This is a genomic window from Shewanella sp. Shew256 (assembly GCF_002196695.1).
Taxonomy (GTDB): domain Bacteria; phylum Pseudomonadota; class Gammaproteobacteria; order Enterobacterales; family Shewanellaceae; genus Shewanella; species Shewanella mangrovisoli.
Genome location: NZ_NAJR01000010.1, coordinates 138,926 through 159,266, shown reverse-complemented (window position 1 = coordinate 159,266; position 20,341 = coordinate 138,926). Strand labels below are relative to the sequence as shown.

At 44.5% G+C, this 20,341-nt stretch carries 17 protein-coding genes and 2 tRNA genes; 12 read left to right on the top strand and 7 right to left on the bottom strand.

What is annotated here, in order from left to right; genetic code table 11:
- The first annotated feature begins 7 nt into the window (after window positions 1-7).
- The 3 genes from B5P39_RS17450 to B5P39_RS17440 all read left to right on the top strand — a co-directional run bounded on the left by B5P39_RS17450 (window position 8) and on the right by B5P39_RS17440 (window position 3,952).
- The gene (locus B5P39_RS17450; RefSeq protein WP_088212422.1) at window positions 8-616 is read left to right on the top strand and encodes a 3-keto-disaccharide hydrolase; all 609 of its coding nucleotides are present in this window, start codon (window positions 8-10) and stop codon (window positions 614-616) included.
- A gap of 652 nt (window positions 617-1,268) precedes the next feature.
- Entirely contained in the window at window positions 1,269-1,586 is a 318-nt protein-coding gene (locus tag B5P39_RS17445) for a hypothetical protein (protein ID WP_088212421.1), read from the top strand.
- An 809-nt stretch (window positions 1,587-2,395) separates the two neighbouring features.
- Window positions 2,396-3,952, top strand: a complete 1,557-nt coding sequence (locus tag B5P39_RS17440; RefSeq protein WP_088212420.1) for a diguanylate cyclase — start codon at window positions 2,396-2,398, stop codon at window positions 3,950-3,952.
- 243 nt (window positions 3,953-4,195) lie between these two features.
- Here the strand turns inward: B5P39_RS17440 and B5P39_RS17435 are convergent, their stop codons facing one another.
- Window positions 4,196-5,125 carry a LysR family transcriptional regulator gene (locus B5P39_RS17435; protein WP_088212419.1) on the bottom strand — a complete coding sequence of 310 codons (930 nt, stop codon included), beginning with the start codon at window positions 5,123-5,125 and terminating at the stop codon, window positions 4,196-4,198.
- 123 nt (window positions 5,126-5,248) lie between these two features.
- On the opposite strand from B5P39_RS17435, the gene B5P39_RS17430 reads away from it, so the two are divergent.
- Genes B5P39_RS17430 through B5P39_RS17415 form a run of 4 tightly spaced genes read left to right on the top strand, consistent with a single transcriptional unit; the run spans window position 5,249 to window position 9,330 of the window.
- The gene (locus B5P39_RS17430; RefSeq protein ID WP_088212418.1) at window positions 5,249-6,367 is read left to right on the top strand and encodes a metallophosphoesterase; all 1,119 of its coding nucleotides are present in this window, start codon (window positions 5,249-5,251) and stop codon (window positions 6,365-6,367) included.
- Window positions 6,368-6,388: 21 nt separating this feature from the next.
- Entirely contained in the window at window positions 6,389-7,264 is an 876-nt protein-coding gene (locus tag B5P39_RS17425) for an SDR family NAD(P)-dependent oxidoreductase (RefSeq protein ID WP_088212417.1), read from the top strand.
- Window positions 7,265-7,267: 3 nt separating this feature from the next.
- Window positions 7,268-8,485 carry an MFS transporter gene (locus B5P39_RS17420; protein ID WP_088212416.1) on the top strand — a complete coding sequence of 406 codons (1,218 nt, stop codon included), beginning with the start codon at window positions 7,268-7,270 and terminating at the stop codon, window positions 8,483-8,485.
- 14 nt (window positions 8,486-8,499) lie between these two features.
- Window positions 8,500-9,330 carry an aldo/keto reductase gene (locus tag B5P39_RS17415; RefSeq protein ID WP_088212443.1) on the top strand — a complete coding sequence of 277 codons (831 nt, stop codon included), beginning with the start codon at window positions 8,500-8,502 and terminating at the stop codon, window positions 9,328-9,330.
- 354 nt (window positions 9,331-9,684) lie between these two features.
- Here the strand turns inward: B5P39_RS17415 and B5P39_RS17410 are convergent, their stop codons facing one another.
- The 4 genes from B5P39_RS17410 to B5P39_RS17395 all read right to left on the bottom strand — a co-directional run bounded on the left by B5P39_RS17410 (window position 9,685) and on the right by B5P39_RS17395 (window position 14,253).
- A complete protein-coding gene (locus B5P39_RS17410) occupies window positions 9,685-11,577 on the bottom strand; it encodes a methyl-accepting chemotaxis protein (RefSeq protein ID WP_088212415.1) in 1,893 nt (630 codons plus the stop codon).
- 853 nt (window positions 11,578-12,430) lie between these two features.
- Window positions 12,431-12,507, bottom strand: a tRNA-Val gene (locus B5P39_RS17405).
- 38 nt (window positions 12,508-12,545) lie between these two features.
- Window positions 12,546-12,622 (bottom strand) — tRNA-Val (locus tag B5P39_RS17400).
- Between the two features lie 251 nt (window positions 12,623-12,873).
- A complete protein-coding gene (locus tag B5P39_RS17395; RefSeq protein ID WP_088212414.1) occupies window positions 12,874-14,253 on the bottom strand; it encodes an MATE family efflux transporter in 1,380 nt (459 codons plus the stop codon).
- Between the two features lie 33 nt (window positions 14,254-14,286).
- Here B5P39_RS17395 and B5P39_RS17390 point away from each other — a divergent pair, with 33 nt between their 5' ends.
- Entirely contained in the window at window positions 14,287-14,907 is a 621-nt protein-coding gene (locus B5P39_RS17390) for a riboflavin synthase subunit alpha (RefSeq protein WP_088212413.1), read from the top strand.
- Between the two features lie 9 nt (window positions 14,908-14,916).
- Here B5P39_RS17390 and B5P39_RS17385 read toward each other — a convergent pair whose 3' ends face one another.
- The gene (locus B5P39_RS17385; protein ID WP_011622722.1) at window positions 14,917-15,117 is read right to left on the bottom strand and encodes a CPXCG motif-containing cysteine-rich protein; all 201 of its coding nucleotides are present in this window, start codon (window positions 15,115-15,117) and stop codon (window positions 14,917-14,919) included.
- A 793-nt stretch (window positions 15,118-15,910) separates the two neighbouring features.
- Between B5P39_RS17385 and thrS the strand changes: the two genes are divergently transcribed.
- The 4 genes from thrS to rplT all read left to right on the top strand — a co-directional run bounded on the left by thrS (window position 15,911) and on the right by rplT (window position 19,038).
- Window positions 15,911-17,839 carry a threonine--tRNA ligase gene (thrS, locus tag B5P39_RS17375; protein ID WP_011622724.1) on the top strand — a complete coding sequence of 643 codons (1,929 nt, stop codon included), beginning with the start codon at window positions 15,911-15,913 and terminating at the stop codon, window positions 17,837-17,839.
- A 3-nt stretch (window positions 17,840-17,842) separates the two neighbouring features.
- Window positions 17,843-18,385: a translation initiation factor IF-3 gene (infC, locus tag B5P39_RS17370; RefSeq protein WP_084294816.1), complete on the top strand. Its 543-nt coding sequence runs from the start codon at window positions 17,843-17,845 to the stop codon at window positions 18,383-18,385.
- Between the two features lie 85 nt (window positions 18,386-18,470).
- On the top strand, window positions 18,471-18,665 hold the full coding sequence (gene rpmI, locus B5P39_RS17365) for a 50S ribosomal protein L35 (RefSeq protein ID WP_011072303.1): 195 nt from the start codon (window positions 18,471-18,473) through the stop codon (window positions 18,663-18,665).
- 16 nt (window positions 18,666-18,681) lie between these two features.
- The gene (gene rplT / locus B5P39_RS17360) at window positions 18,682-19,038 is read left to right on the top strand and encodes a 50S ribosomal protein L20 (protein ID WP_006081652.1); all 357 of its coding nucleotides are present in this window, start codon (window positions 18,682-18,684) and stop codon (window positions 19,036-19,038) included.
- Between the two features lie 193 nt (window positions 19,039-19,231).
- Here the strand turns inward: rplT and trxB are convergent, their stop codons facing one another.
- A complete protein-coding gene (gene trxB, locus B5P39_RS17355; protein ID WP_088212412.1) occupies window positions 19,232-20,185 on the bottom strand; it encodes a thioredoxin-disulfide reductase in 954 nt (317 codons plus the stop codon).
- Between the last annotated feature and the right edge of the window lie 156 nt (window positions 20,186-20,341).

Sequence of the window (20,341 nt, the reverse complement as noted above, 5' to 3'; positions counted from 1 at the left end):
AGCCTAAATGAAAACTGCATTAACTGTGTTAGCGGCGCTCACTGTAACAGCGAGTAGCTTAATGAGTACTGCCAGTGCTAACGGCATTGCCGCCGAGCAAAGCTTTACTATGCCTGCTGATTCTGGAGTAACCGCCCTTAAATTGGTGGAAGTGAGGCCAGGAACCTCATGGGCGCAAAAAGAAGGTGTGCTCATAAGCCAAGGGGAAGGGGAAAGCTATCTTGTCACTCTGGCTGACTATGGAAATTTCGTACTTGAACTGGATTTTAAACCCAGCGATGAAGTGAATGCTGGCGTATATTTGCGTTGTGTAGATATTAATAACATCAAAGCAAATACCTGTTACGAAGCAAATATTTGGGATAAGAGCAAAAAGGAACAATTTCGTACAGGTGGGATAGTTGACCGTCAAGCCGTGACAAATGTGCAAGACACCATCAATCAATGGAACCATTATAAGTTGACTCTAAACGGCGACATCATTGAAGTCGAGCTCAACGGCAAAGTAACATCTACTTTAAAAGATAGCCAACTCTCACAAGGGTTTATCGGCTTTCAACATAAAGGACAAGGTAGAATGGAAATTAAAAATATTCAACTTACTAATATAAACTAAGGGATTGAACAGATCTCAATGTGGTTTAGAAGAATATAAAGTCCATAACAATTTATGGACTTTATGTGTACTAGTTCATACCTGATTTTACCGTTGAGATGAATAAATTGTTACTTAATCTCACAGACAGCTATGAGTGAAATGCGGAAGTTGTAGGCTTGTGGTTAAGATCCTCAACTTGCAACAAACCTTTGATGGGTTAGACTAATTTGGAGGATTCATCACTTAGATTCTTTGTTGTTGAGTACAACGAATATTTTCAGTCTGTCTGCCAATTGATAAATAGTCGTATCAAAACCTTTAATTGTCTTGTCTGCTTTAGAGGCTGGGAATTTTCATCTAATATACTAGGCAGCTAAGCCCTGAGGGTATTCCTGTCTAACTTTATCACACAGAATGATGACCTAGTCGATCTAAATTAAAGCGTTGTTGCTCGTGAATATCCATGCTGCTACTCCTAGTTTAAAATCGTAAACTAGGGCCGTATCTAGGAAGTATATAGGATCGAGCAGGGAAAGGGCGGCTCTATCCTGTTCCAGCAGCAAAGTGTCTAAGTAGGGGCACGAGTTGCATTTTAGGTTTGCAGTTCGCTTCACGGTTGCGTAATGCAGTTACTTTTGTAGTGCTAGTGTCATACATTTTCGAGGGATTCATGCGTTACATTCTGACTTTAATTTTTATTTTGATAATTAGCGGCACAGTATTTGCGGATGAGTCAGTCAAAATTTTTGTGAAGGAGAGCGGCTATTCAATCAACATCTCGGATGAGGAACTTAATTCAGCAGAATTAGAAAGCAAGCTGAAACAACTAAAATTCTCATTGGTTACGTTAGAAGTTGACTATTGTGCAGGCCCCGTTATGGTTGCAGAGGTTTATGTCACACTTGCGAATGCCAACCCAACGGTACAAGACGTGCGCCTAAAAACAAGTGGTAGCCATGAAAAAAGCAAATGCAAAAGCGTATATTAAGCGAAGGCAGTCGACGGGTAACACCCGGCTTTAAACTTAAATCCATAGAAATTTTAATCCGAAACTGAAGAGTTAGAGCAAAGTATCTATCATGATTTCGTTCTCCAGAGCGTGTAATGGAACTAAACAATTTTGCCCATTGCGATTTGACGTTATTAGTTAAGCACTGGCTTTGTTTATAATTATTTGCAATAAAAACAAATAGATAAGCCTTAGTCTTAAAGCCCGTTCTCTAACATCAATACAATAACTACGAGCAAAATACCGATATAGGTAGGTCATTCGCTTAGGCTAATTGGCTTGCCACGCTTATTGCCACGTAATGGATGTATTACATCTTTTACTGTAGCACCTCGGCAATGGTCTACTTCAATAACTCTTCATTGATGCTAAGACTGCAATGAATTGTGCAATAAAGAAAGAGGTTGCTTATTTTCCTCAACGAATCCCCTTTAGCCACTTTAGCAATCGCGTTATAATGTCGGTTAACCCCATAGTGATGGTAAGCATTCAGAATTGCCTGCGCATGTACTTAACGGGTACTCGAGTTGGCTGTCATCAATGTTTCTCATTTTCGTTTAACACATATGGACGCTATTAAGTCGATAAGCCAATTCAAAATTCTATATCACTCTTTGCTGAACCATTTGGTATGGGAATGAGTAAGCCACACAACCAACAGTTCTGGAACGTGCTACGACAAGTCGTATTAAGTTATTATTCTGAGATAGCTGACGCATTTCAGTTGTTGGGACACTTCTACAAAATAGTTGATAATTTGGTTTTCGAACAAAAATATAAAGGACCATATGACCATTCACATCCCGACTGTTTTTTTAATGATTATTACGGTTAGCGGAACACTGGCCTTATCCGTTGGCTGGGTTACCCGCGCAAAACAAGATAGGGAATTATTGCTATGGACTGTTGGGTTATTTTTACAAACGTTGACATACGTTTTGTTTTTTTTCAGAGATGACATACCTAATTTGATATCGGTGTTACTTGCGAACATTATACTTTCAGCTAGTTACTCATTTTTTCTTGCTGCCATAGGCGCTTTTCAGGAGCGTAGAATATCTCGCAAATGGATCTTTGCTCCACCTCAACTTTTAGGTGTGATTTTCTGTTTTCTAATGGATAACATTAGTGCGCGGATCATTGTGAGTGGTGTGATTTTTGCCACTCAAAGCTTTTATATTTTACTCATTTTGTTAGACCGTCAGCACAAGATTGTTGGCCGAGGCAAATATTTGATGGTCATCGGATTGACAGTCACCATTATTGTATTAGCCATCAGAGTCGCAAGTGTAATATTCAATCCTGACGCTATTACGAGTATGTTGCATCAAACCCCCAGCCAAGTACTAACGTTTCTAGGTGTCTTTATAACACTTATTTTGATGACAAATGGTTTTGTTATGATGAATAAAGAGCGTGCCGATTATCACTTCAGGATGATTGCTATGACAGATCGGCTAACAGGTATTTGGAATCGTGTTCGACTTGAAGAGCAGGCTTTACTCGAATTGGCGAAGTTTGAGCGTTTTGGACATCCGATCTCATTAATCATGCTGGACTTAGATAATTTCAAACAAATTAATGATAAGTTTGGCCATGTAACTGGTGATTTGATTTTGAAAGAGTTCTGTGCAGTTGTGCAAAGATCAATTCGCACGACCGATATTCTAGCCCGTTGGGGGGGAGAAGAGTTTGCAGTACTTTTACCCAACACTGGATTTACCCATGCAACATCTTTGGCTGAACGAATAAGAGGGGCTGTAGAAAATCATGAATTTAACCATGGTTTGCGGATTACAACGAGTGCGGGTTTTTCTACCAGTCACCTTAATGACACTTGGAATTCATGGCTGGAACGTGCGGATAAAGCGCTATACCGAGCGAAGGCAGCTGGCCGTAATTGTGTCAAAAGCGAATATTTTCCGAAGGATGAAGTACAAAAAGGCTTAACTAAGACAAATTTGATTCAACTGGTTTGGCGTAGTGCTTATGAAACGGGTAACGCTTTAATTGATTCTCAACACCGAGCACTCTTTGAAAATGCAAATATACTGTACCAGGCAATATTAGATAACAGTCCCAAAAGTCAGATTTACTCATTAGTCGACTCATTAATTTCGGATGTTGAACAGCATTTTAAGGACGAAGAGTCGATTTTCCAAATGAGAGATGATACTGAATACCGACATCACCAAATGCTTCATAGACACTTAACCAACGAGATAAAGGAATTGTACCAACGTTATAAGGACGATGATTTAAGAGGTAGTGAGCTCTCATACTTTTTCATGTACGAGGTCATTTCACAGCACATCCTTATTGAAGATCGTAAATGTTTTTCTTAAATGGAAATTTGGCGCTGGTTTCCTATGCTGATTGGCTTTCAGCAAAACCACGGGTAAGGAACTGGTAAAAGTCCTTACACGAGTTAGAGCAAAGGTTATATCACACTTTTGTCCCTCGATTTGCTGAATGACCAGTTAATGCAAAATTTGTACTAACTGGTTTCTGTCCTTTCCGTTTTTCGCACCTTGAAGAAGTAACTCAGCATAGGGCGAAACTAGCCTAATTTTTGTAATGACAGGTGTTCATCTTTTCCACGTTTTAGAGTCAGCTCTTAAGATATCAATCAACTCTTTCAAACCTGGCGGTATTTGTCTACTGCCCGGATAATAGAGATAAAACGGCTCTTCTACTGGCGCCCAATCAGGTAATACAATTTGTAGAGTGCCACTATCCAAATAAGGTCTAATGCGATCTTCCAAACAGTACATGATGCCTCTGCCAGCGAGTGCCATATCAATACCAATAGCGGTTTCATTGACACAAAGTTGGCCTGGTACATCAATGGCACAACGTTGACCATTTTTCTGAAAATCCCACTGATAAATTACACCAAAGCCAGTACGTAGTTGGATGCAGTTATGCTGTTTGAGATCCTCAGGAACATCAATTTTCGGTGAATGGTTGAGGTATTTGGGCGAGGCTACTGCCACCCATCTGAGCCGATCACTGACACGCAGTGCAATCAAATCTTCTGGAATGGTTCCTCCATAACGAAAGCCCGCGTCAAACCCGGCCTCGACAATATCAATGATGCGATCATCCACAGCCACTTCGACAGACATTTCGGGATACGCTTCTAGGAATTTAGGGAGATATTTCGTCATCAACAAACGAGCGCCATCGCTCAGTACGTTAATCCGCAAACGTCCGGTTGGCTTGTCTCTGAATTGATCCACTTCCGCTAATGCTGCGCCAATTTCCTCAAATCCTACCGTGAGACGTCTTACCAATGTCTTGCCCGCATCTGTCGTCGAAACAGTTCTGGTCGTGCGGTTCAGCAACTTGACGCCAAGCCGCGCTTCTAGGTTACGAATCGAGTGACTCAACGCTGAGGTGGTAATACCCAGCTCGATAGCAGCTTTAGAAAAACTCTTTTGATTAGCGACGATAAGAAATGCATTCAGGTCGGCAAGATCTGCACGAGACAAGTTACTGGTTGGCAGTGTTGGCATAGCACAGCGCTCTATTGTTGAGTTAAATTCAAAAGGTGATGTAAAAAGTCTAAATAATACTCTTAATTATTTAGTGTAAATTATCAATGAAAATTTTTAACCCTAGTTGAAAGAGTCCACTTCATGTTTCATTTAGCGATTACTGTCGGCTACCTCTATCTGTTGTGGCGCTTTGTGTGGCCTTTGCCACTGAGAATGTCCGTTAAAACAACAATCGCGATTGTGCTGCTGTTGGTATCGCAATATCACCTGCTGCTCAAATTGGCGTTTGGCAATATGTTTTCGCCTGAAATGCCACGGTTACTGATCGTGATAGCCGCAGGGCTGTTCTGCTTTTTTGTGCTGTTGCTGATGCTAATGGTTGTTAGTGATGCGCTGAAACTGCTTTGGCTGTTGTGCATGCGCCGTCGCTTGACGCTCTGTGGCCGCGGGTATGCGCTGACGTTAAGTATGGTGGCAACGGTATTGACTGTAACAGGCGTGCAGCAGGCATTGCGGGTGCCAAAGGTAAAAGAACTCAGCGTCACTTTGCCAAATCTGGCACCACAATACGACGGTATCAGGATGGTGCAACTGACTGATTTACACATTAGTCAGTTGTTTAACCGCCCTTGGGTTGACACCGTAGTCAGTAAGACCAATGCATTGCAGCCAGATTTAATTGTGATCACTGGCGACTTGATTGACGGAACCGTCGAGCATAGAACCAATGAAGTAGCGCCGCTGCGCCTGCTATCCGCGCCATTAGGTGTCTACGCCAGCTTAGGTAATCACGAGTACTACTTTGATGCGGCGCATTGGGCAGACCGATTTGAGCAGTTGGGTATGACCGTACTGCAAAACAGCTCCATCACCATACCCACGGTGGGTATTAATTTGGCCGGTGTTACCGATGAAGCGGCAGCGGCATTTGGGCTGCCGCCCCCCGATTTGACTCAAGCATTAAGCAACATTGACCACACCTTGCCAACCGTTTTACTGAAACATCAGCCGATTAACGCCCTGATGTCTTCAGAGCATGGTGTTTCGCTGCAGCTATCTGGGCAGACCCATGGCGGCATGATCAAAGGGCTCGATTTACTGCTGAGTGGCTTTAATCAGGGATTTATGTCAGGTCAATTTCAACTGGGCGACATGACCTTATATGTCAGCAACGGCACGGCATTGTGGAATGGCTTTCCTATCCGCTTAGGCGTACCTGCGGAAATTACCGTGCTCACGCTGCATTCTCCATCAAAGTAATCCAACTAAAGAGGTAATCCTATGCATCCTGCTATTTCTAAAAATCATGTTGCCGTTGTAACCGGCGCAGCTGCTGGGATTGGCTTTGCGATAGCCAGTCGACTCGCCGCGGAAGGAATGAAAGTGGTGATGTTTGATATTGATGAAACGGCGCTGCAACACGCGATTAATAGCATCAATGTCCGTCACCCTAACGTACAACTCAAAGCCGTGGTCGGCGATGTCACCGCCGAAAGTGCTCAATTTCAACTGTTTAACACCGCTACCGACTGGGGTGATGTTTCTCTACTCATTAACAATGTCGCCGTTATCAATGCGGCAGGCCCATGGGAACGCAACAACAACTGGCGCTCAGTCATGGAAATCAACTTCTGGGCGGCATTAGCGCTACAACAATATTTTGTGCCTCACTTGCTAAAACAAGGCTATCACAGTGCGATTGTTAACCTAGGTTCAAAAGAAGGCATTACCACACCGCCTGGGAATGCCGCCTATTCGGTCTCAAAAGCAGCTATCAAAGTTTTGACGGAACAGTTAGCTCATGAATTACGGCAAACGCCTGACAGTCTGATTTCCGCACATCTGCTTGTTCCTGGATACACCTTCACCCCCATGAATTATCCTGGCATGAACGACAGCACTGAAAAGCCAGCAGCCATGTGGAGCGCCGATCAAGTCGTCGACCGTATGTTCGCAGGTATGGCAAACGACGATTTTTATATTTTCTGCGAAGACAACGAAGTGAGCTGGCCATTAGATCAACTGCGGTTGCAGTGGTCCGCCGATGACATGATTTTAAATCGTCCCGCCTTGTCGCGTTGGCACCCAGAGTATCAGCAAGCTTTCCGTCAATTTGTGGCTGAACGGCTAGAAGCCGATAAACAGGAGCTGAAGTAACCCATGACAGTCAAAACAACTCCTATCAGCGCCCCGTTTGGTGTACTTATCGCAATGATCACCTTAGGTATGGGCGGACTTTTTATCGGCACAGGCGAGTTTGTGTCGATGAGTTTATTACCTAACTTAGCTAATGCGACTCAAATTTCCGTACCTGAAGCAGGCAGCTATATCAGCGCTTATGCGTTGGGCGTAGTGGTCGGGGCCCCTTTAATTGCCATTGCAGCGGCGAAATGGCCGAAGAAGCTATTACTTATCGCGTTACTCGCGCTATTTGCTGGCGGTTACGTTTTCAGTGCACTGGCTTGGGACCGTTATTCGCTGTTGGTTGCGCGATTTATTGGTGGCTTACCCCATGGTGCCTACTACGGTGTCGCATGTTTAGTGGCTGCCGCGATGGTTCCGGCAAACAAAAAAGCCCAAGCCGCAGGGTATGTGATGGTTGGGCTTGCTGCAGCGAATGTGATTGGTGTGCCCGTAGCAACATGGCTTGGCCAACTCTTTGGCTGGCGGGTCACTTTTGCTTTTCTCGCGGGAGGCGGTTTAATCACTATGGGACTATTTTGGTTATTTTTGCCTGCTGTTCCTCAAGATGAAAACGCAAGTATTGCGAGCGAACTCAGTGGTCTTAAAAACGTGCAAGTCTGGTTGACGCTGCTGACCGCTGCACTCGGTTTCGGCGGTATGTTTGCAGTGTATAGCTACATTACACCGACATTAACCGAAGTCTCCGGTTTCACCGAGCAGCAAGTTCCAATGATTCTGTCGCTTTGGGGCATTGGTATGGTGCTCGGCAACTTAGTGGGCGGTTGGTTGGCAGACAGAGGACTCATCCGAGCCATTTATCTGATTATGGCATGGAACATTGTATTTCTTGCATTGTTTGCAGTGTTTGCCGAATCAAAGGTAGGTACGCTTATCACTTTGTTTCTGATTGGCGGCGGCTTTGCTTTAGTACCTGCTTTACAGGTACGTTTGATGAATGTAGCAGGCAGAGCGCAAACTTTAGCGGCAGCACTCAACCACAGTGCATTCAATATTTCTAACGCAATTGGTGCTAGCTTAGGTGGCATGGCAATTGCGGCGGGTTATGGCTGGGCGTCGACAGGATGGGTCGCCAGCATGTTAGCGATTATCGGTATTCTGCTGATGATGGTTTCGATGGTCACGGATAGACAGTCAGATGGCATCTTCTCTGACCAAGTTAATCACGAACAATGAAATACGAGGTATCTATGTCAATTCAACAACCACTCATTACATTGTCTGACGGCAATCATATTCCACAGCTTGGCCTTGGTGTATGGCAAGCGACTCAAGAGCAAGCGGCCAGTGCTGTTTGTGAAGCTATCAAATCAGGCTATCGTCATATCGATACCGCCTCCGTTTATGAAAACGAAGAAGGCGTCGGATGTGGTATTCAACAATCTGGAGTAGCCAGAGAAGAGTTGTTTATCACCACCAAAATTTGGAACCCAGACCAAGGCTTTGATAAGGCCACTGCAGCATTAGACGCAAGTCTTAAGCGTTTACAACTGTCTTATGTCGATTTGCTGTTGATCCACTGGCCAGCGCCGAAAATGGATCGCTACGTCGACACATGGAAAGCCTTAATTGCGGCTAAAGAACAAGGGAAAGTGCGTTCAATTGGGGTCTCGAACTTCAATCCAGATCACTTACAACGATTGATTGATGAAACAGGCGTAAAACCTGTATTGAACCAAATTGAATTGCATCCATTTTTACAGCAAAACGCCTTACAACAAGCGCACAAAACGTTAGGGATTGAAACCCAAGCTTGGAGCCCGTTGGGGCAAGGTAAAGCACTCGACCATCCGACAATCGTTGCCATCGCTGAGAAGCACGGTAAAAGTCCTGCACAAGTGATCATTCATTGGCATATACAACAAGGGAGGATTGTTATTCCTAAATCGGTAACTCCGAGCCGAGTTCAAGAAAACTTCAATGTCTTTGATTTCTCGCTAGATGCTAACGACTTAACCAGTATAACAGTCATGGATGAAGGATTACGGATAGGACCAGATCCTTTGAAATTTCCAGCTTAACAAATGAAGCCGTCACTGTAGTCCTGTGGCGGCTGTTCTATCACAAGCTAAGCAATGCTCCATTCGGTGTTATGGTCGTAGAGAACCTCTCAAGTTTAACTCATTCGATCCACCTAATTTCAGTAATACTACAAAGTGTCAGCAATGTGTCAGCAATTCAGCCTATTCTTCTCAACTCGAATAGTTACGATCAATAGCTGACCACTACAATTTGAATTTATTTAAAAATAAAAGCGGTTATAGTTTTGATTGCAAGAGGTATAAATTTTGTGAAAAGGTATGTGAGTGTAGAAATTAAGAAGCCATCATTGATGATGACTTCTTAATTGAACGAGATTGGCAATAAAAGAAAAACTACAATTTAAATCTGCTGACCTCTGTTTGTAAGGCATTGGCGAGAATTGATAATTGTTGTGCTTTCTCTGTGGCCAGAACAGACTCATTTGATAGGCCAAACGACACTTCTCTAATAGCTTCAGTATTGCGATTTATCTCTGCAGTTACCGATGTTTGCTCTTCTGCAGCGGTAGCTATTTGACTCGCCATATCTGAAATGTGGCTAATAGCACCATTGATTTGTTCAAGACTCGCACTCGCAATTTCTGCATCATCGACACTAGTTTCAGCCATTTGATGGCTGTTTTCCATTGAGGCAACGGCTTTGGTCGCAGTGCGTTGTAGGGTCTCAATCATGGTTTGAATTTCTTGGGTCGATGCATGCGTTCGTTGAGAAAGAACCCGAACTTCATCTGCCACGACGGCAAATCCACGACCTTGTTCGCCCGCTCTAGCAGCTTCAATAGCCGCATTTAATGCAAGTAAGTTCGTTTGCTCTGCAATACCGCTGATCGTAAGCAAAATACCATTAATTTTCTGCGAGTGTTGACTAAGTTCACCTATAATATGGCTTGCATTGGCGACCTCATCAGCAAGTTTTCGAATTGACGCCTGACTCTGTATTACTTGGTTTTGGCCACTTACGGCCAATTTTACTGCATCTTGTGAGGTATGGGCGGTAAGCTCGGCGTTACCTGCAATTTCCTCTGTAGCACTAGCCATTTCCGTTACTGCAGTCGCAACCATAGTAATCTCATCTTGCTGAACCGCAATATGTCGCTGATTTTGTTGTGATGAACTCATTGCCTCTGAGGATTGACCGCTTAATTGTGTTGCAATACCGTCCATTCGGCTAATCATACCATGTAAGTTAGACACAAATTGATTAAAGCCTTTGGCCAAGATACCAATTTCATCATGATCATTTTTTGTTTCAATTTTCACAGTTAGGTCGCCTTCACCTTGAGCAATCTCATTTAGTGCCATAGATACTCGCTCAAGGTCTTTAAACTGAATTTTGAATACGGCTAATAGGATTATCGCAAAGATGATCAAAAAGCATATACCAACAAAAATCATTAACCATGCTAGTTTGTTTGCTGACTCCATGATGCTTGCTTTGTCAATGACAAACATCAGTGACCAGTTGGTGTTAGGGACGTCAGATACATAAAACAGCTTTTTTGCGCCTTCGAAATCAAACTCTTCAAGAAAATCAGAAGATGCTCGTTGGCGAAGCCAAGTCTCAGTAAACTGGCCACCAAATTCAGTTATGTTTTTGTTGTCTAGTTCCTCATTCGGGTGGCTTACAATAATCCCATTTCGTTTCAGTAAAACACCATAACCATCCCCAGGCAAAGTCAATTTACGAACACCATCAGTAAGCACTTTAATCGCGACGTTACCAGCAGTAACACCTACTAATTTTCCATTTTGCTCTACAGGCTGAGCGATAGTGATGACCAATTCTTTTGTTGTTGCGCTAATGTAGGGACTCGTTACAAACATTGAATTCGTTTCTTTAGTGCTTTTGTACCAATCACGTACTCGGGGATCATAACCAACAACTTGTAAGGATGGGTCCTGACGATACATATTTCCTTGTTCATCTCCATAGTAAGTCAGCCCAAAACCTAAAGCCTTATGGACTTCCATTAAGAAAGGAGTTATATCGGTATCAAGGTTATTCTCGATTGTATTTCCAAGAGATTGGATCGCGTTCTGTCTATCATTAATCCATTGCCCCATGCTTGAAGCAAACGTATCTATTAAAGTTCGCACTTCGCGTTGAGTACTGCTCATTACGTTATCGCGAATGAAATATGACGAAATGCTGACCAACATCGTGATGGTGATGAATACTGTTAATAAACTAAAGGCAAGTAATCGAGTTTTTAGAGTGGTTTTCATATTGATTATCCTGTCATAGGTACATCTAGGGTTAAGTCAGCCAAAGCTGTTGCATGTCGAATATCACTAAAATCCGTCCATCAGAAATTTTAGATGTTTATTTTGAACTTTTTATAATCATCTAAGTAACATTTTCTAAATCCATTGTTCGTTAAACACCCAATGTCACTTATAGGAAGCGCATAAGCGCAGGTTCCCTAACGATTAGGCACAGTACCGCTCTTGAAGTATGTTAGGTTGTTAGTCTAGCTTCACCTATTAAAACAACTGCGCAAGGCAAGTAGTAGCCATAGGATGTCTGTTGAATGAAGTACATTCCAAAATGATATATGAATCCCCACTCCTTCCTTAAGTTTCTTTTTAAATATTAAAGCGGTACTTCTGCGTTCATTCTTTACGGTATTTGCAACGCTGAGCCATTGACCATTATAAGACTAGAGCCTCACGGAAAAATTTACCGTCAGTGTGGGTAGTTTTGAGATAACAATAAAAATCTTATCACTTGAAAGATAATTCCTTTTGAAGTCTCAAGCCGATTTTAATTCTAATCTGCTGTTGTGTGCCAGCTAGGGTAGGGGTCAACAACGAAAACGTCAAAAACATCTTGTGCCAACAGGTTTGGCACGAATTGGGCACAAATTTAGAAAAACGGCGAATTTGGGGGGAATTGCGGTAAATCTGGATTAAGCAAAAGAGGCAAAATCAGGCAGCGTCGAAGGGGGGGGCATGTTTGAATGTTTGTGGAAAAACATAGAACAGGCTCGAAGATTTTATCTTAGGCACAAATAAAAATTAAGAATCTTGATGGAAGATTATATTAAATTGAGGTTTTAAAGGGAGTTAAAGCTATAAATGGTACACCCGAGTGGACTCGAACCACCGACCCCTACCATGTCAAGGTAGTGCTCTAACCAACTGAGCTACGGGTGCACTGTTTGAATTTCAAAATTTAGACTCTTTGAAGAGAGTGGTACACCCGAGTGGACTCGAACCACCGACCCCTACCATGTCAAGGTAGTGCTCTAACCAACTGAGCTACGGGTGCATCGTTTTAATTGTTGCCTCAACACAACTTAGCGTTGCGCTTCGGAACGAGCGCTATATTAGGGGGATAGCGAAAGGCTGGCAAGCAAAAAAATGAATTTTATTGCCAAATGGTGAATTGCTGTGCAACTTGTCCAGTGTTTCAGCAAAGTTGTTGATAAAACGGCAAGTTAGACTGAGATGCAGGCCAAAATCACCCCGCGCGAAATAAAACGGCGAGCCAAATGCTCGCCGTTTTATCTTTCTATCTGCTTAATGATGCACGCTGTCGCCTTCAATCAAACTTAAATGCACACCATGCTTTTGAATATAACGAAGGCGGATGAAAAACAGCAGCGCCGCTGAGGTGAGGCCGGCAATTAATCCAGTCCAAAAACCATGGGCGCCCATGGCGGGTACGATAAAGTCGGTATACGCCAAGGTATAACCTAATGTCATGCCAATGCCCCAGTAGGAAAACAGCGTAATATAAAACGCACTGCGGGTATCTTTATATCCACGCAAGGCACCAGCAGCGACCACTTGGACTGAGTCAGATAATTGATACAGCGCGGCCATGAGCATCAAACTGCCGGCAAGTACCACCACTTCAGGATCGCTGTTATACAACTCAGCGATTTGGAAGCGGAATAACACCGTTAAGATTGCCGTCGACAAGGCCAATGAAAGCGCCAACCACAATCCAACCTTTGCCACCACGGCAGAAATATCTGCGCGATCGCGGCCGAGGTAGTAGCCAATACGAATCGAGACGGCAATACCAATCGAAAGCGGCAACATAAATACTATGGCGGAGAAGTTGAGCGCAATCTGATGACTTGCCACTACGGTCGCGCCTAATGGCGCCAACAGCAGGGCAATAATTGCAAATAGGCTCACCTCAAAGAAGAGCGCCATCGCAATCGGCATCCCAAGCTTCGTCATCTTCTTCATGATGGCAAAATCAGGGCGATGAAACTGGCTAAAGGGCGCCAATGCGGCAAACTTTTTATGTAGCTGCATATAAATCGTCATGGCTATCAACATGGCCCAAAACACCAGTGCTGTCGCGACACCACAACCAGCACCGCCCATGGCAGGCACGCCGAAATGGCCATAAATAAAGATATAGTTCGCCGGAATATTCACCGCTAGCCCAACGAATCCGATGATCATGGTCGGCAACGTATAAGAAATCCCTTCGCTGCAACCGCGTAATACCTGATAGAGCACAAATGCGGGCGCGCCCCATAAAATACCGTCGATATATCCTATGGTTAAGTTGTACAATTGAGGCTCTAAATTCATATGGCTGAGCACGAGTGGGGCGGATGCAAGAAACACCATTACGCCAATGCCACCAATTAAGGCCAGATAAGCGCCTTGAAACGCCAGCGGTTGAATCGCTTTCTGATTATTTGCGCCATTTTGATGGGCAAATAACGGCGTAAACGCCATCAGCAACCCTTGGACAAATAAGATGGCGGGTAACCAAAGACTGGTTCCTACGGCCACGGCGGCCATATCGACAGCACTGACGCGGCCCGCCATAACAGTATCGATAAACCCCATCATGGTTTGGGTCACTTGGGCGATCAACACAGGGAGTGCGAGTTGAATTAAGCGTTTGGCCTGAAAGCCTGAATGATTCATAAATACAGCCTTTAACGAATAAGCGAGCAAAAAATGTTTACTGGTATAGTTCAAGCCACCTGCGAGGTGGTTGCAATACATAAGAAAGATGGCCTAAATACCCTTGAGGTAGCGTTTAAACCTGATTTGCATGAGGGACTTGCGATTGGTGCAAGTGTGGCAAATAACGGGGTATGTCTGACGGTGACTCAGGTCGCTGATGATAGGGTATTTTTCGATGTAGTGGAAGAGACCTTAAGGCTGACAAACCTTGCCAATTTGACCGTGGGTCAGCGGGTGAACATTGAGCGTTCTTTGACGTTCGGTAGTGAAATCGGCGGTCATATCCTCTCGGGACACATTCATACCAAGGCGAAAGTCAGCCACATTAGTCACACCGAGCAGCATTATGATCTGACCTTAAGCGTCGAGCCCAAATGGATGAACTATATCCTTTATAAAGGCTTTGTCGGGGTAAACGGTTGCAGCTTAACAGTAGGCGAGGTGACCGATAGCAGTTTTATGCTGCACTTGATCCCAGAAACCCTCAAATTGACCAATTTAGGCCAGTGTCAGGTTGGAGATGAGTTAAATATCGAAATTGACAGCCAAACCCAAGCCATCGTCGACACCGTCGAGCGTGTGCTGGCCAAACGTTTTAGCGGCCAATCTTAATTAACATGCCTAGTAAATTTGCTCGTCGTCCGAGTCAATATATAACTCTATGGTGCGGCGGGCATCATCCACATGTAAACGCAGGTGGATGGGGTTACAACAAATTCGGCAGTCATCGTAATAATCCTGATCGCCGCTGCTGGCATCAATACTAATATGTTGATGGTGTCCGCAGTGGGGGCAGGCAATCACTTTATTCATGATCCTCATGGCGCAACTCCTCTCTAACCAATGCTAGGGATGACACTTGTCGCTAAGCCTTCATACTGGCTTTAGTTGAGTATACAAGAATGTGCCGTGGCAACTTAGATAAAGTCGGTATCAAAATCTCAGTAACTAGATTTTTCCGTTCATCTCAGCGCGGGGTACTTTTTTCATTGAGATTTATCTAGCGTAAGAATCGTCAAGCAATGCGACCGGCTAAGCTAACTCAATCCTTTACCGTCATAAGTTCGATAGGCGCCGTCGGTAGTATGCCTTCCTCTATATTGTCACTAATGGCTTGCGATAGTTGCTCTATTTGCTGCAAAAGCTCGGCGTTCAGGTGGAGTGAGTGTCGTGGGGCTAACTGGGATTGGGTTCTGGGCGACTTGGCTAAGCGCAACCGTCAATAGGATACACGTGAACATACCAACTCCTTTGGCTTCATTATTTACGGCAATATGACTGCGTGGTAGGCATGGTGGAATCCTTCAACCAACCCGCAATCATTTAACGCGCATAGCGTAGGAGTGTTAGATGACTGCCACATGAACGATTGACTGCAATATGATGAATTCACGGCAAACTTTGCGGATTGGTGTTAATAAAGAAGCTGATTTGAGTGCTAAGCCCCGCAATTGGGCCATTTAACTTGCGCGCCTTAAAGGCTATCCCGTAGAATAACTGTCCTGTTACGCAAGGCGGCTAAGACTCCTGTACTGTCTTAACCTCGCGAGCATTCTCTTTTTACTTAATCACCATGTGGCCCTACGTGTGGGTCACCACTGGACAAGGATATTTCATGCCTGTAATTACACTTCCTGATGGTAGCAAGCGCGAGTTTGCACATCCCGTATCGACTCTCGATGTTGCCGCTGATATCGGCCCTGGTCTTGCTAAAGCCTGTATCGCTGGTCGCGTGAATGGCGAGCTCAAAGACGCTTGCGATCTTATCGAAACCGATGCTGAACTTTCTATTATTACCGCTAAAGACGAAGAAGGTATTGAAATCCTTCGCCATTCTTGCGCGCATTTATTAGGCCATGCAATCAAGCAATTATGGCCACAAACCAAGATGGCGATCGGTCCTGTGATCGATAACGGCTTCTATTACGACATCGATCTTGAGCACAAACTGACTCAAGAAGATATCGAAGCCCTCGAAAAACGTATGCTGGAACTGGCGAAAACCAATTACGACGTAGTTAAACGCGTTGTGAGCTGGCAAGAAGCCCGTGATACCTTTGCCGCCCGCGGTGAAGAATACAAGATTGCGATTCTGGATGAGAACATCAGCAAAGATGCGACTCCAGCGCTGTATCACCACGAAGAATACACTGACATGTGCCGTGGTCCACACGTGCCAAACATGCGTTTCTGCCATCATTTCAAGTTGATGAGCATTGCCGGCGCTTACTGGCGCGGTAACTCTGAAAACAAGATGCTGCAACGTATTTACGGTACTGCATGGGCGGATAAAAAAGCCCTGAGCACTCATTTAGCCCGCCTCGAAGAAGCGGCTAAACGTGACCACCGTAAAATTGGTAAGCAGCTCGACCTCTACCATATGCAAGAAGAAGCACCAGGCATGGTGTTCTGGCATAACGATGGTTGGAGCATCTTCCTCGAATTAGAACGTTTCATTCGCCGTAAGTTAAATCAATACACTTACCAAGAAGTGAAAGGTCCGTTGATGATGGACCGCGTACTGTGGGAACGTTCTGGTCACTGGGATAAGTACTCAGAAGCCATGTTCACAACCAGCAGTGAAAACCGTGAATACGCGGTTAAGCCAATGAACTGCCCAGGCCACGTACAGATCTTCAACCAAGGGTTGAAATCTTACCGTGATCTGCCACTACGTATGGCGGAATTTGGTTGCTGTCACCGCAATGAGCCATCAGGTTCGCTGCACGGACTCATGCGCGTCCGTGGTTTTACTCAAGACGATGCCCATATCTTCTGTACTGAAGATCAGGTTCAAGCAGAAGTCAGCTCTTGTATCCAAATGGTATACGACACTTACTCAACATTTGGCTTTGAGAACATCGTTGTAAAACTGTCGACTCGCCCAGAAAAGCGTATCGGTGACGATGCAATGTGGGACAGAGCCGAAGAAGCTCTTAAGCAAGCTTTACGTGCGAACAATATCGAATTCACCATTTTACCGGGTGAAGGCGCCTTCTACGGTCCGAAGATTGAGTTCACGCTGCACGACTGTTTAGACCGTGCATGGCAATGCGGTACTGTGCAATTAGACTACGCATTACCGAGCCGTTTAGGTGCTACTTATGTCGCCGAAGATAACAGCCGTCAAACGCCTGTGATGATCCATCGTGCGATTTTAGGCTCGTTGGAGCGTTTCTTAGGTATTTTGATCGAAGAATACGCAGGTCGTTTCCCAACTTGGTTGGCTCCAATGCAAGTTGTCGTGATGAATATCACCGACAAACAGGCTGATTATGTTGAAGAAGTGGTCAAATTCTTCAAAGAACAAGGTATTCGCGCCTCATTTGACTTGAGGAATGAGAAAATAGGCTTTAAAATACGCGAGCACACCTTAAGGCGTGTTCCTTATTTATTGGTCGTTGGCGATCAGGAAATGGAAAATAAGGAAGTTGCGGTGCGTACACGTGATGGCGTTGACTTAGGTAAGATGCGAATCGAAGATTTCGCCGCTAAGATCCATCAACAAATTTCGCTCCGTAGTCTCAAATTGTTGGAGGAATAGGTCATAAAGATCAAGAAAACAGCAGGGCGTCAGCTGGCCCCTAATAGAATCAATGAAGAAATCACAGGTGTACCAGAAGTACGCTTAACCGGCATTGATGGTGAAGCTATTGGTGTGGTGAGCATCAGAGATGCTCAGAATTTGGCAGATGAAGCGGGTGTAGACCTAGTCGAAATTAGTCCAAACGCTGAACCTCCAGTATGTCGCATTATGGACTACGGTAAGTTCCTATTTGATAAAGCGAAAGCTCAAAAGGAACAAAAGAAGAAGCAAAAACAGGTTCAGGTTAAGGAAATCAAATTCCGTCCTGGAACTGACGAAAACGACTATCAGGTAAAACTACGCAACCTGATACGTTTTCTGGAAGACGGGGACAAAGCGAAAATTACGCTGCGTTTCCGAGGCCGCGAAATGGCTCACCAAAACCTGGGTATGGATCTATTGAACCGTATCAAAACAGATTTGGATGAGTATGCAATTGTTGAATCCTTCCCGAAAATGGAAGGCCGACAAGCCATTATGGTGCTAGCGCCTAAAAAGAAATAAGTAGGGCAACCTATAAAAGTAGCGAAGGCTATATGCCTTCGCTCGCCTTGCTTTTTATTTAACATCCCAATGCGGAGTTTTAGTAATGCCTAAAATGAAAACCGACAGAGGTGTAGCGAAGCGTTTTAAGAAAACCGCTAATGGTTTCAAGCGCAAGCAAGCCCATTTACGTCACATTCTGACCAAAAAGAGCACTAAGCGTAAGCGTCACTTACGTAACAAGTGTTTAGTTGCTAAAGTTGACGTTCCAGCAATCGCGCGTCAATTACCATACGCTTAATTTAGGAGATTAGAAAATGCCAAGAGTTAAGCGTGGTGTAACCGCACGTGCTCGTCACAAGAAAGTTTTAAAATTAGCTAAAGGTTATTATGGCGCTCGTAGCCGTACTTACCGCGTTGCTGTTCAAGCAGTAACTAAAGCTGGTCAATATGCTTACCGTGACCGTCGTCAGAAAAAACGTCAATTCCGTCAACTGTGGATTGCACGTATTAATGCTGCAGCTCGTCAAAATGGTCTGTCTTACAGCCGTTTCATCAACGGTCTGAAAAAGGCGTCTATCGAAATCGATCGTAAGATTTTGGCTGACATCGCTGTATTCGACAAAGTTGTATTCGCAACTTTAGTTGAAAAAGCAAAAGAAGCGTTAAACTAAGCAATTAGTTTGTCGCACTTAAGAGGGGACCATCTGGTCCCTTTTTTTGTTGCTGTGACCCGTCCAAAATAGCGTTGAGGCTTGCGTCAGGCGAGTCATAAAATACAGATAAAAAAATAGCAGGCTGATGCCTGCTATTTCTATTTGAATCTCGCTAAAACTAAGAACCAGATCCGATTGTTTCTGCGCGTGATTACTTTTTAGCGTCTAAGTAACGCTCAGCATCTAATGCCGCCATACAGCCTGTACCCGCAGAGGTAATCGCTTGACGGTAATGTTGATCCATAACGTCACCTGCGGCAAACACACCTTCGATGCTGGTTTGGGTCGCATTACCTTGAAGGCCGCTTTGCACCTTCAGATAGCCGTTGTTCATTTCTAACTGGCCTTCGAAAATCCCAGTATTTGGGCTATGACCAATGGCCACGAACACACCGGCAACGGCCAGATCTGTGATAGCGCCATCTTTGGTGCTCTTCATTTTCAGGCCAGTCACACCCATAGCATCACCAACCACTTCTTCCATGGTTTGGTCTAGGTGCAGGATAATGTTGCCGTTAGCCACTTTATCCATTAAACGATCGATAAGGATTTTCTCTGAGCGGAAGGTGTCGCGGCGGTGAATTAAGTGCACTTCGGCGGCGATGTTACTTAAATAAAGCGCTTCTTCAACGGCTGTGTTACCGCCACCAATGACTGCAACTTTCTGATTGCGATAGAAGAAACCATCACAGGTCGCACAAGCCGATACGCCGCGTCCCTTGAACGCTTCTTCTGACTCCAGACCTAAGTAACGGGCAGAGGCGCCTGTCGCAATGATCAGCGCATCACAGGTGTATTCGCCGTTATCGCCTTTTAAGCGGAAAGGGCGCTCAGTCAGCGAGACTTCATTGATATGGTCGAAAAGGATTTCTGTATCAAACTTTTCCGCATGCTTTTGCATACGTTCCATTAATGCTGGACCCGTTAAGTCTTCTGCATCACCTGGCCAGTTTTCAACTTCAGTCGTGGTGGTTAACTGACCACCTTGCTGCATACCTGTGATCATCACAGGCTTTAAGTTTGCGCGCGCAGCATAAACTGCGGCCGTGTATCCTGCGGGACCTGAACCTAAAATCAATAGGTTACTGTGTCTGACTTGGCTCATTTTTCTCTCCGTGCCTTTAGCAAATTGCATGGATTGTAGGGAATTTACCTGTAGGGGTAAAGCGCTGTTTGGTGATTCTTTTAGATTATGCTAATCGAATCCTAAGGCAAATTGTCAGCCTGAGTTTACTGATGCTTTGGCTTATACCAATCACAT